General features: G+C 43.7%; 13 protein-coding genes. 11 read left to right on the forward strand and 2 right to left on the reverse strand.

From position 1 onward, the window contains the following. Window positions 1-114 precede the first annotated feature (114 nt). The 11 genes from ACMH5P_RS04125 (at window position 115) to ACMH5P_RS04175 (ending at window position 10,997) form a co-directional block, all read left to right on the forward strand. Window positions 115-783 (forward strand): succinate dehydrogenase cytochrome b subunit, encoded by a 669-nt coding sequence (locus tag ACMH5P_RS04125; RefSeq protein ID WP_459493056.1) that lies wholly within the window; start codon window positions 115-117, stop codon window positions 781-783. Between the two features lie 19 nt (window positions 784-802). After that, window positions 803-2,782, forward strand: a complete 1,980-nt coding sequence (locus ACMH5P_RS04130) for a fumarate reductase/succinate dehydrogenase flavoprotein subunit (protein WP_459493057.1) — start codon at window positions 803-805, stop codon at window positions 2,780-2,782. Window positions 2,783-2,791: 9 nt separating this feature from the next. Further along, window positions 2,792-3,550 (forward strand): succinate dehydrogenase/fumarate reductase iron-sulfur subunit, encoded by a 759-nt coding sequence (locus ACMH5P_RS04135; protein ID WP_459493058.1) that lies wholly within the window; start codon window positions 2,792-2,794, stop codon window positions 3,548-3,550. Window positions 3,551-3,600: 50 nt separating this feature from the next. Then, on the forward strand, window positions 3,601-4,185 hold the full coding sequence (locus ACMH5P_RS04140) for a thymidine kinase (protein ID WP_459493616.1): 585 nt from the start codon (window positions 3,601-3,603) through the stop codon (window positions 4,183-4,185). 1 nt (window position 4,186) lies between these two features. After that, window positions 4,187-4,645 carry a YkgJ family cysteine cluster protein gene (locus ACMH5P_RS04145; protein ID WP_459493059.1) on the forward strand — a complete coding sequence of 153 codons (459 nt, stop codon included), beginning with the start codon at window positions 4,187-4,189 and terminating at the stop codon, window positions 4,643-4,645. Between the two features lie 66 nt (window positions 4,646-4,711). Next, entirely contained in the window at window positions 4,712-5,629 is a 918-nt protein-coding gene (locus tag ACMH5P_RS04150; RefSeq protein ID WP_459493060.1) for an ROK family protein, read from the forward strand. A gap of 155 nt (window positions 5,630-5,784) precedes the next feature. Continuing rightward, window positions 5,785-6,021, forward strand: a complete 237-nt coding sequence (locus tag ACMH5P_RS04155) for an acyl carrier protein (RefSeq protein ID WP_315577664.1) — start codon at window positions 5,785-5,787, stop codon at window positions 6,019-6,021. A 119-nt stretch (window positions 6,022-6,140) separates the two neighbouring features. Continuing rightward, window positions 6,141-7,388, forward strand: a complete 1,248-nt coding sequence (gene fabF / locus ACMH5P_RS04160) for a beta-ketoacyl-ACP synthase II (RefSeq protein ID WP_459493061.1) — start codon at window positions 6,141-6,143, stop codon at window positions 7,386-7,388. 3 nt (window positions 7,389-7,391) lie between these two features. Next, window positions 7,392-8,135, forward strand: a complete 744-nt coding sequence (gene rnc, locus ACMH5P_RS04165) for a ribonuclease III (protein WP_459493062.1) — start codon at window positions 7,392-7,394, stop codon at window positions 8,133-8,135. A 6-nt stretch (window positions 8,136-8,141) separates the two neighbouring features. After that, window positions 8,142-9,035, forward strand: coding sequence for a hypothetical protein (locus ACMH5P_RS04170; RefSeq protein WP_459493063.1), 894 nt, complete (start codon window positions 8,142-8,144; stop codon window positions 9,033-9,035). A 66-nt stretch (window positions 9,036-9,101) separates the two neighbouring features. Continuing rightward, window positions 9,102-10,997, forward strand: a complete 1,896-nt coding sequence (locus ACMH5P_RS04175) for a hypothetical protein (protein ID WP_459493064.1) — start codon at window positions 9,102-9,104, stop codon at window positions 10,995-10,997. On the opposite strand, the gene kdsA is transcribed toward ACMH5P_RS04175, so the two are convergent. Both kdsA and murB read right to left on the reverse strand, forming a co-directional pair. Further along, a complete protein-coding gene (gene kdsA, locus ACMH5P_RS04180) occupies window positions 10,994-11,803 on the reverse strand; it encodes a 3-deoxy-8-phosphooctulonate synthase (protein ID WP_459493065.1) in 810 nt (269 codons plus the stop codon). The genes ACMH5P_RS04175 and kdsA overlap by 4 nt on opposite strands. A 1-nt stretch (window position 11,804) precedes the next feature. Next, window positions 11,805-12,845 (reverse strand): UDP-N-acetylmuramate dehydrogenase, encoded by a 1,041-nt coding sequence (gene murB / locus ACMH5P_RS04185; protein ID WP_459493066.1) that lies wholly within the window; start codon window positions 12,843-12,845, stop codon window positions 11,805-11,807. Window position 12,846: the final 1 nt, after the last annotated feature.

A 12,846-nucleotide genomic window follows, 5' to 3' on the forward strand; every position in this document is an offset into this window, starting at 1 on the left:
ATTAATTTGATTGACAAGCGATTGGATTGTAGTTTTGAAGGCTAAAATTCAGTGGTTCAGTTAATCTGATTAATTAGCTCTGAATGTTTTTACCTAAATCTAATAACCTAATTTATGGCTTGGCTAGCAAAATCTCTTAATTCATCCCTTGGAAAAAAGCTTCTCATGGCAATTACAGGCCTATTTTTGATTAGCTTCCTAATTGTTCACTGTGGTCTGAATGCAACGATCTTCTTAAATGATGGGGGTGTTGCTTTCAATGAAGGTGCTGAGTTTATGGCGCACAACCCAATCATTCGTACGATGGAAATCGTTTTATTTGGTGGATTGTTGTTGCACATTTTTGATGGTCTACGTTTGTGGTTCGAAAACAAGAAAAAACGTCCCGTTGCATATGCTGTCGTAGACGGCGCTGCGAATAGCAAGTGGTACTCACGTTCCATGGGTCTATTGGGAACTTTGTTATTGTTATTCCTTATCATCCACTTAAAGCATTTCTGGTACTTCTCGCGTTTAACAAACGACTTAACGGAGACACATACCTTGTATAATGAAATGCAAGTGGTATTTGAAAGTCCTATCGTGGTGATTATTTATGTGTTGGGATGTATCTCTTTGGGATATCACTTATTACATGGTTTCCAAAGTGCATTCCAAACGATTGGTTGGAACCACCCAAAATACACGCCAACCATTCAAGCGATTGGTGCGATTTACTCAATCGTTATCGCAGCGGCCTTCGCAGCCATGCCCATTGCTTTCTATTTTAAATTGATTCAATAATTCCTCAGCTGATACGATTATGACAAAATTAGATGCTAAAATACCAGAAGGTTCGCTGGCTGAAAAATGGACCAAGTACCGCTCGAGCGTGCCCTTAGTGAATCCTGCCAACAAGCGTTCTTTGGAAATTGTGGTCGTTGGTTCAGGTTTGGCTGGTGCCTCTGCAGCAGCCTCATTAGCTGAATTAGGATATAAAGTCAAAGTATTCTGCTTCCAAGATTCTCCACGTCGTGCGCACTCTATTGCCGCACAGGGGGGTATCAACGCAGCAAAAAACTACCAAAACGACGGTGACTCGGTTTACCGTTTGTTCTACGATACGATCAAAGGCGGTGACTACCGTGCACGTGAGGCTAACGTTCACCGTTTAGCTGAGGTATCTGGTAACATTATCGACCAATGCGTAGCGCAAGGTGTACCTTTCGCTCGTGAATACGGCGGATTACTTTCGAACCGTTCTTTCGGTGGAACGCAAGTACAACGTACATTTTACGCAGCCGGTCAAACTGGTCAGCAATTATTATTAGGTGCATATTCTGCCTTGCAACGCCAGGTGGGAATGGGTAACGTAAAATTATACACCCGACATGAGATGTTGGACGTGGTAACCATCGACGGAAAAGCGCGCGGCATCATCGCTCGTGATTCGGTGACAGGAGCCTTGGAGCGTCACTTCGGACATGCAGTATTGTTATGCACGGGTGGATATGGTAACGTATTCTACTTGTCGACCAATGCCATGGGATCCAACGTAACAGCGGCTTGGAAAGCACACAAAAAGGGTGCCTTCTTCGCCAACCCATGTTATACGCAAATTCACCCTACGTGTATTCCAGTTTCGGGTGATCACCAATCTAAATTAACCTTGATGTCCGAGTCATTACGTAATGACGGACGGATTTGGGTACCGAAGAAACAAAACGATAATCGTAAGGCGAACGAGATTCCTGAGGATGAAAGAGATTATTACTTAGAGCGTCGTTATCCTGCATTCGGTAACTTGGTACCGCGTGATATTGCATCACGTGCTGCGAAAGAGCGTTGCGATGCAGGTTACGGTGTGGGAGCTTCTAAGATGGCCGTTTACTTGGATTACGCGGCGGCGATCATTCGTTACGGTAAAGCAGAAGCGAATAAAAACAACATCCACAATCCATCGGATGAAGAAATTCAAGCGATGGGTAAGGCAGTCGTTAAAGAGAAGTACGGCAACTTGTTCGATATGTACAAGCAAATCACCGGTGAAGATCCATATGAGGTTCCTATGCGTATCTATCCAGCGGTTCACTACACGATGGGTGGGCTTTGGGTAGATTACAACTTGATGACGACAGTTCCTGGATTATATGCTTTAGGAGAGGCTAACTTCTCAGATCACGGTGCTAACCGTTTAGGAGCGTCAGCCTTGATGCAAGGTTTAGCTGATGGATACTTCGTCATTCCATATACAATTGGTAATTACTTGGCTTCCGAGATTCGTACCCCGGCGATGTCAACAGATTCTGAAGATTTCGTAGCTGCTGAGAAAGCAGTACGTGATCGTTTGGAGACCTTGATGAACATCAAAGGAACGAAGCCGGTGGATTACTTCCACAAGCGTTTAGGTAAAATCATGTGGGATGAGTGCGGTATGGCACGTAGCGAAGCAGGATTGAAAGCCTCGATCAAAGAAATTCAAGCCTTGCAGAAGGAATTCTGGTCGGATGTTAAAATCCCAGGCGAGATCGATAACTTGAACCCTGAATTAGAGAAAGCGGGTCGTGTGGCCGACTTCCTTGAATTGGGCGAGTTGATGTGTATCGATGCATTAGATCGCAACGAAAGTTGTGGTGGACACTTCCGTGTAGAATACCAGACGGAAGATGGAGAAGCATTACGTGATGACGAAAAATACGCTTACGTAGCGGCTTGGGAATACAAAGGAGACGGAAAATTCGACTTACATAAAGAAGAATTGAAGTACGAAAATATCAAAATTGCTCAGAGATCTTATAAATAATTCGATACAATGGAAGGACATTTAAACCTGACACTCAAAATTTGGAGACAAAAAAATGCCAACGTAGCTGGTAAGTTCGAAACTTATCAAGTAAGTGGTATTTCCACCGATATGTCATTTTTGGAAATGATTGACGTGTTAAACAACCGTTTGATCGAAGAAGGAGATGATCCGGTAGCATTTGACCACGATTGCCGCGAAGGTATTTGCGGAATGTGTTCGATGTACATCAATGGACGTCCTCACGGACCAAACCGCGGTGTAACAACTTGCCAATTGCACATGCGTTCATTCAAAGACGGCGAAACCATTACGGTAGAGCCATGGAGAGCGAGTGCATTCCCGGTAATCAAAGACTTAGTGGTGAACCGTTCTGCCTTTGACCGTATCATTGCGGCAGGTGGATTCGTTTCCGTGAACACGGGTAACGCACAAGATGCAAACAACCTTCCAATTCCGAAGGAGGATGCAGATGATGCATTTGCAGCAGCGGCATGTATCGGTTGTGGTGCTTGCGTAGCAGCTTGTAAAAATGCATCCGCGATGTTATTTACTTCCGCGAAAATCTCGCAGTTGGCCCTATTACCGCAAGGTAAAGTGGAAGCAGCCAAACGTGCGGAAGCAATGGTTGCTCAAATGGACGAAGAAGGATTCGGTGCTTGTTCAAATACAGGTGCTTGCGAAGCAGAATGTCCAAAAGGCATTTCGTTAGAGAATATTGCACGAATGAATCGTGAGTATTTCTCTGCGACATTCTCATCCAAATAATTAATCTATTTATCAGCCCCTGAATGCAATTTCAGGGGCTTTTTACGCCCTTGTTTTTAGAACCCACCCATTCGCGTTCCAATCAAAAATCCCAGGCCCTCGGCTGGATAGAGGTTATTTGTGGCTCCATGTTTTCCGGTAAAACGGAAGAATTAATTCGTCGCTTGAAGCGCGCGAAGATTGCTCAATTACGCGTAGAAATCTTCAAACCTGCCTCAGATACCCGCTACCATGACGAGGACATCGTTTCCCACAACCAAAATTCGATTCGCTCCACGCCCGTTTTAAGTGCAAGCGAAATACTTCTTTTGGCGGGAGATTGTGATGTGGTGGGATTGGATGAAGTGCAATTCTTCGATGATTCCATCGTCGAAGTTGTAGACGCATTAGCCAATCAAGGCAAACGTATCATCATCGCAGGCCTCGACATGGACTTCAAAGGAAATCCCTTTGGCCCCATGCCTAAACTCATGGCAATCGCCGAGTATGTCACCAAGGTGCATGCAGTATGTGTGCAATGTGGGGCTGTCGCTCATTACTCCTACCGGATCGTTGACAAGGAAGAAACGGTACTCTTAGGAGAAACAGAATCCTACCAGGCACGTTGCCGTGCTTGTTTTCACGCCGACATCTAGCATGCCCAAGGATCCAAGCTTCAAGAAAGTTTTTCAACGCATCAAGGCGAAAAAGCCCCGCGACTTGGATATGCAATTCGAAAAAGCCCATGATCAGGTATTCGAAAATATGGATTGTCTCACCTGCGGAAATTGTTGTAAAACGACCAGTCCGATGTGGAATGAGACCGATATACAACGCGTTGCTCATCTACTAAAAATGAAGGTCGCGCAATTCCTCGACCAATATTTAATTAAAGATTCAGACGGCGACTGGGTATATCCAGCGGCTCCTTGCCCCTTCTTAACGCTGGAAGACAATACCTGTCAGATCTACGAGCATCGCCCAAAGGCTTGTAGGGAATACCCACACACCAACCGCAAAAACATGTTGGGCATCATGAACCTCACCCAAAAGAACGCCCTCATCTGCCCTGCCGTGGCTCAAATCATGGAGAAAATGGAGCGAATTTACAATTGAGTTCCCATCAGATTTGAAATTGCCATGAAAAATCAAGAAATTAGTCTTTCAATTTAATAGGATACTATGGCAGCAGCAGAATATTTAGGAATTGACGTAGGAGGTACCGGCGTTAAAATGGGCATCGTACATTCGGACACCGGCCAAATCAGCAATTTCCAAAGCTACGATACCGCTACTTGGCGTGAATCACACCATTTTTTAGATCGTTTAGCAGATGCGATTGCCTTGCAATTATACCAGCATAAGAATGTCAAGAAGGTAGGTATCGGCCTTCCAGGTATCTTAACGAAAAATCGTCGGACATTGATTGAAATTACAGCTATTCCAGAGATTGATGGTTCACCCATGATCGATATGCTGGAGAAGCGCTTCCCTGAACATGAGTTCTTCATGGAAAACGATGCGAATGCAGCAGCCTTAGGCGAATTCTATTTCTCTCCGGAGAAAAACGTCATGCCAGAGGATTTCATTTTTATTACCTTGGGTACAGGCGTAGGAGGTGCAGCGATCATCGATCGTAAAATCTTCTTAGGCGGCGATGGTAACGCGATGGAACCAGGTCATGTACCATCTAAAAACGGAAAGGTTTTAGAGCGTAATGTAGGTAAGAAAGAATTACTTCAATTAGCGACTGAAATGCGTGCAAATTATACGGGGCAAACTGTGTTGGCATCCGATGGTACCATATCAACGACGGCCTTAGTCGTAGCCGCGGAAGAAGGTGACGCCTTGGCTTTAGCGATTTGGGATGAGGTGGGTAGTTTGTTAGGAGATATGTTGGTATCCCTAATCCGAATTTTAGATATCAAAAACATCTTCATCGGTGGTGGTTTATCGGCATCCTATGACTTTATTTTACCGAGCATGGAACGTCAATTAAACTATTGGTTGACCCCTGCCTACTTGGAAAAGTTAAATATTAAGAAGGCTTTATTGGGAAATGACGCCGGACTTTTAGGAGCGGCATCGCTCTGTTTTTAAGTAAAAACAGACTAGGTCAGCGAAGTTTTTTCCAAAAAGAATTAAATCGTTTATAATTAATATTTTTAAAGTGCAAAATGGAATAAAATTTGTTTGATATTCTAACTTTTAATTCTAATCTTTGCATCGTTTTTGAACCCCAAAATTTTTATAAAATGTCAGATATTGCAGAAAAAGTAAAAAGCATCATCGTAGAGAAGTTAGGTGTTGAGGCATCAGAAGTTACAACTGAGGCGTCTTTCACAAACGATTTGGGAGCTGACTCCTTAGACACGGTAGAATTGATCATGGAATTTGAAAAAGAATTCAATGTTTCTATCCCAGATGACCAAGCTGAAAATATCCAAACGGTAGGACAAGCAGTAGCCTATTTGGAAGAAAACGCAAAGTAATCGAATCACACGATCATAATGATGTCAATTAGTACATGGTAATTCCTAAGGATTCTATCCTCAGTTGAACCCCTGACTAATTGACATTTTTTATTGTAACAAAGTCTATTAAATAACACATGGAGTTAAAACGCGTAGTGGTAACGGGCCTAGGTGCTCTGACACCCATTGGTAACACAGTTGACGCATTCTGGGAAGGCCTAGCCGCGGGTAAAAGTGGTTGTGCACCAATTACACGATTTGATGCTGAAAAATTCAAAACGCGCTTTGCATGTGAGTTAAAAGACTTTAAGGTAGAAGATTTTATCAATACCAAAGAGGCCCGTAAAATGGACCCATTCACCCAGTATGCAGTTGTTGCTTCCGATGAAGCGATTGCAGATGCGGGATTCGATATGGAGAAATTAAACCTAAACAAGGTGGGTGTTATTTGGGGATCAGGAATCGGTGGATTAAAAACCTTTGAGGACGAAATGATTTATTTCGGACAAGGAGATGGCACACCGAAAATCAATCCCTTCTTTATTCCAAAAATGATTGCCGATTCGAGTTCCGGACAAATTTCCATTCGGAATGGATTCCGTGGCCCGAATTATGTAACGGTATCGGCTTGTTCATCAGCGAATAATGCCATCATTGATGCCTTCAACTACATCCGCACCGGTCGGGTGAACGTTTGCATCACCGGAGGTTCGGAAGCCCCAGTGACTATCGCATCGGTAGGAGGTTTTACGGCCATGCATGCTATGTCTACGCGCAATGATGATCCAGCGACGGCATCACGTCCTTATGACGTTGACCGTGATGGTTTCGTGGTAGGCGAAGGAGCAGGTGCTTTGGTTTTGGAAGAATACGAACACGCTAAAGCTCGTGGTGCGAAAATCTATGCTGAATTAATCGGTGGAGGGTTCTCATCCGATGCCTATCACATCACTGCTCCGCATCCAGATGGTTATGGTGCCTTACTTTCGATGCAAGATGCCTTGGAAGACGCACAAATCAAGCCGGAGGAAGTAGATTACATCAACACACACGGTACATCAACTCCGATTGGTGATCCACAAGAAATTAAAGCCATCGTAGATTGCTTCGGAGAACATGCTTATAAAATGGCTATTTCTTCCACGAAATCCATGACGGGTCACTTATTAGGTGGTGCTGGGGCTGTTGAAGCAGTTGCCTCGGTATTAGCGATTAAAAATCAATTTGTTCCACCAACCATCAACGTATTCAATCGTGATCCAGAAATTGATCAACGCATTGACTTAACGGAAAACGTGGGTAAGGCGCGTAAAATCGATGTTGCATTGAGCAATGGCTTCGGTTTTGGTGGACACAATGCAACCATCATCTTTAGAAAGATCTAGTTTATGAAGTTATTTTCTCCGTTGTCCTGGTTCGGCCTAAATCCCAAAGATGAACGCGAGAAACACCTTTATGAATCTGTCAAACACCTTATCGGGGCTAATCCTTCTAATCTAGAATTATACCGATTAGCCTTTTTGCATGCCTCGGCATCCCGAGAATCCGTTTCAAAAACCTACAAAGAGTCTAACGAGCGCTTGGAATTCTTAGGGGATTCCGTTCTCGGCATGATTACCGCTTCCTATCTGTTCAAGAAATTTCCATTCAAAGACGAAGGTTTTCTAACCGAAATCCGTTCACGCATGGTGAGTAGAGAATCCCTCAACGTGCTGGGTCGCAAATTGGGACTTGAGGAAGTGATTGAGTATGAAAACCAACGAAAGACCTCTTTGTCGCGCTCGAGCATGTATGGTGACGCCTTGGAAGCATTCATTGGAGCCGTCTATCTAGACAAAGGGTTTAGTTTTACTCAGAAATTCGTTACCCAAAAGATTTTAGCCCAGTATTTTGATTTGGATACGGTTGTTCAAAACAACCCGAATTTCAAATCATTACTGATTGAATGGGCGCAAAAAGAGGGGAAAAAGGTCCAATTCACCTTAGACGAAGAAGGGGCACACCATAACAAAGAATTTACGGCATTCGTTTTGCTCGAAAATGAGAAAATAGCCGAAGGCAAAGGCTATTCGAAAAAGAAGGCTGAACAAAATGCCGCCATGAAAGCCTGCGACGCACTCTATATTAAATAAGATAACATGATGACCACAACACCCAATCTTTTTGTATACTACTGGTCAGCCGACGATTCACTCGTAACTTTTCAAGAAATACTGTCCCTCGAAATCGACCCAAGTATTTTGGCGGCGATTCAAGCCGATTTACTCCAACAACTAAGTGGAGACCGTCTGCAAGAAAATTTACCCAACTTTGATTGGGAGAATCCACGCATGCAAGAAAAATGGCAATCGATGGCGCAAAGTCTTTTGATGCAAGTCCAATTGCCTGAACGTATTTGGATGTCATGGATTCAAGCATTGGGCGGCCAAATCGAAGCACCTAGCCCAGAACCAGAAATTCCAAGCTTTGCAGATTTATTAAATGCAGAGGTATATTACGAACGCCCATCCGATTCCTTGGAAGATCTACCCGAGGAACCTGAATTTACCCCTGAAATCGAAATTGCGCCTTCGGATTTAGCCGAGGTGGCCCGGGAAGCAGAAATTCAAGAAGAGGAGGAATTAATCCCTAGCCCTGTTTCAGACTACTTCGAAGTATCCAATGAGTTGCCAGACATCAGCGAATTAAGCCCAACAGAAGAAGAAAAACCACAAAGTATCAAGGACATGCTTGCGGATTCCACGGAAGAAAAGGTGCTGGATACCATTCAAGTGGAAGATCATACTTTGAAAAATTTGGTCGCGAATCAAATGACATCGCTGTTGGCCGAAAGCATTTCCCTTTTCCAACGCCTCAATTTTATCCAAGAATTATTCGACGGAAACGCCGAAGAATTCAGTCGATTCATTGAATTCATCGACTTCGAAGCTCAGCCTGCTACCTGGAAACAAGAAATAGAAACGCGTTATTCTTTCGAGGAAAATGCGGCCAAACACGAGCTATACAATTTAATCGAACGTAAATTCAGCTAACTGATTTTCTTTATCAGTTTTTTAATCTATCAAAACATTCGAATGAGCTAGTTTCAAGAAAAAAACTTGAAACAGCTCATTTTTGTTTGTTGGCTCCTCCCCTTTTCAATCCTAGCACAAAACTCGCTTGTGCTAACGGAAGAGAAACAAGGCATCATCGCTTTTTATGAACAAAATCCTCTGGATATCAACCTAGTCGGGGAGGCTGAATTGATTGCATTAGGCATCTTGGATGCTACACAAATAAATGCCTTTATCAATCACCGTCAGCAAATTGGCCGTTTTCTATCCATGTATGAATTACAAAGCATTCCGCACTTTGAAATAAACACCTTACGAATCATTCAGCGATTGATGGTTTGTCGGCCCCTCCCCAAAAACTGGCTAAGTCCCGACAACCCTAAACACCAAATACTGCTCCGCTCAGAACGAACGCTTGAGCAGAAAAAGGGCTTTTCGGAACCTACTTCACGCAGCAAAACGCGTTACTTGGGAAACCCCTGGAATCAAGTATTTCGTTACCGAGGATATGTGAATTCATTTCTTCGCGGCGGCATACTGATTGCGAAGGATGCCGGCGAACCCAATTACTTCGATTTTTACAGCGGCTTTATCGAAATTAAGCACCCGAATGGGCAATATAAATGGATTCTGGGAGACTTTATCAATCAATGGGGTCAAGGACTGATTCAGTCCGGTTCCTTTAGCTTAGGGAAGAGTTACGAGAGTATCCGTGCCACACAAAAATTCCATGGTGGGGGATTGCCCTATACATCATCGGGAGAATCGGAATTTTATCGGGGCCTTAATTTTCATTTTTTAAAGGGAAGCTGGCAATATCAATTCTATCTCTCAAATCGTAAAAAAGATCTCATCCTCTCCAAGGATAGCAGTTATTTCCGAGCTTTTCAATTGGACGGATTACATCGTACCCCTACCGAAATAAGTCAGAAAAACCGATTAAATGAAAAAGCGGCAGGGGCCAATTTTCGATATAGTCAACCCCACTTTGATGTAACCTTATCGCATACTTGGACGAACTGGAATTACGTGTATCGCCCAAGCGAGCCATTAGATTGGTCGGGGAAAAATCTCTCCAACAGCTCAGTGAGTTATTTAGTCCAACATGGAAATAAACGATTCTCCGGTGAATTGGCTCATGCTAATTTTTCAGCTTGGGCGATGATTCAAGCCTTTTCGATCGCTGCATCCAAAAAGATGGATTTTTCTGCCATCGTGCGCTATTACCAAGCTAGCTACTTCAGCCCGATGGCCAATGCTTTTCGGGAGAGCTCAACGAATAAAAATGAAATAGGCCTATACATAGGCCATCAGTATCAACTGAGTAAATACCGCCGACTGTCAAGCTACATTGATTTATTTCGATTCCCATCCGAAACTAGCAGTCGATGGGTATCGAATAAACTTGGTTTTGAATTATTGAGCCGTTATCAATGGGACAGACGAAAATTAGGTCAATACTTCCTGCAAATCAAATGGACACAAAAAGTACGTGAGGATGCCCAATTCAATCTTTATCAAGCCAGTTTCGATTGGAACAAAAAATATCGCTTTCTCGAATGGCATGGACGAATCATGTGGGCGCACATTCGTGCAGGAAAACAGATTGAATCCGGATATCTTAATCTGCATGATATTGATTTTCAATATAAACGATTCAAAATTCAAGTGAGAAGTGCCTGGGTGTGGTCGGCGAGCTACGACACACGCCTGTATGCCTTTGAACCCAGTCTTCCCTACGCCTTTCTACTTCCCGCCTACTATGATCCCAGCACCCGACATGTGCTCGTGATGGAATACAAGGGTATTAATCGAATATCCTTGGCAATAAAAATAGCAAGAACCGACTTCTTCCAAAAGGATGAAATCGGTTCCGGATTAGATACCATTCCCACATCACATAAAACGGACCTGGGAATTCAATTGGTTTACAGCCCCTAAACGATGGCTTGGCGAACTTTCAAAAGTTTTTCCAATAAACCCTCCAATTGATCTAGAGGAAGCATATTGGCTCCGTCCGACTTAGCTATCGAAGGATTCGGATGCGTTTCTATGAATAAGCCATCGGCACCGACAGCAATTGCAGCTTTCGCAATGGTTTCAATTAAAGCGGGTTGGCCACCGGTCACCCCACTCCCCTGATTCGGGCGCTGCAGCGAATGCGTACAATCCATGATCACAGGCACTCCAATATTGGACATCTCTGGCAAATTACGGTAGTCGACCACCAAATCCCCGTAACCAAAGGAATTACCGCGATCTGTCAAATAAACCTGTGCTTGTGGATTTTCATGTAAGACCTTTTCTACGGCAAATTTCATCGAAGCGCCCGACATGAATTGGCCCTTTTTAATATTAACTGCTTTACCCGTTTGTGCCGCAGCAGCGAGTAAGTCGGTCTGCCGACATAAAAAAGCCGGAATTTGAAGGACATCCACATAGGCAGCTGCCATCGCCGCCTCTGAACTTTCATGTATATCCGTAACAGTAGGCAAGTCATAATGCGCACCCACCTCTTTCAAAATCTCAAGCGCCTTAATATCTCCAATCCCTGTAAAGGAATCGATTTTTGTGCGGTTGGCCTTGCGATAAGAACCTTTAAAAATATAGGGAATCCCCATCGATTTGGTAATACCATCAATCCGTTCAGCAATCTCAAAAGCAAGATCCCTACTTTCAATGGCACAACTTCCGGCCATCAAAAAGAATGGCCCCTTTCCTAAATTTTCTAATGAGGGTAACTGCATGTTATAATATATTTACTTCGGTCTCTAAAGCGACACCAAATTTGTCCAAAATCGATTTTTTAATTTGCTCCGAAAGCGATTTAACCTCGCTCCCCTTCGCTTTTCCGTAGTTCACCAAAACCAAAGCCTGTTTGGCGTGAACGCCCGCATCTCCGGCACGATAACCTTTCCAACCGGCCTGTTCAATCAACCAACCCGCTGGGAATTTAACATCCGTACTTCCTTCCACTGCATAATGCGGGATACCCGGATATGATGTAATTAAACGTTCGGCTTCAGTGGCTGAAACCGTTGGATTCTTAAAAAAACTACCCGAATTACCAATCTCTTTCGGATCTGGCAACTTACTCTGCCGAATTTCAATCACCGCATCCGCAACGTTCTTGATACTTGGGTGGCTTATTCCTTTTTCGCTTAGAACGGTTTGAATAGCCCCATATGAGGTCTGCGGATTAGCCTTTTTGTTTAATCGGAAACACACCGAAGCAATCAGGTAATTTCCTTTTCCAGCATGCTTAAAATAGCTTTCACGATATCCAAATGCACAGCGAAGCGTATCGAAACGTTCAACCTCCAAGGTCGTTAAGTTCAGCGCATCCAAATGATCAAACGTATCTTTAATCTCGACTCCATAGGCACCAATGTTTTGCATCGGTGCGGCTCCAACCGTCCCCGGAATCAAAGACATATTTTCGATTCCAGCCCAATGATGATCCACCGCATAACATACGAAATCATGCCAAACCACACCAGCGCCCGCTTTCACCCAAACATATTCTGCATTCTCATCAATCACCTCAATGCCCGACATTTGAATTTTTACCACGAGCGCATCGATGTCTTGAGTCAATAATAAATTACTCCCTCCACCTAAAAACAAATGCTTAACATGTGCATATTGTCCATCTTGAACGAGTTGGATATATTCCTGCAAATGATTGATTTCCACAAAATATCGGGCTGACACATCGATACCAAAGGTATTATAGGGTAGCATGGAAACATTTTCACGAACGCGTGGAGCCGATTTAGCAAAGGGCATA

The organism is Aquirufa sp. 5-AUSEE-100C1 (assembly GCF_054558655.1).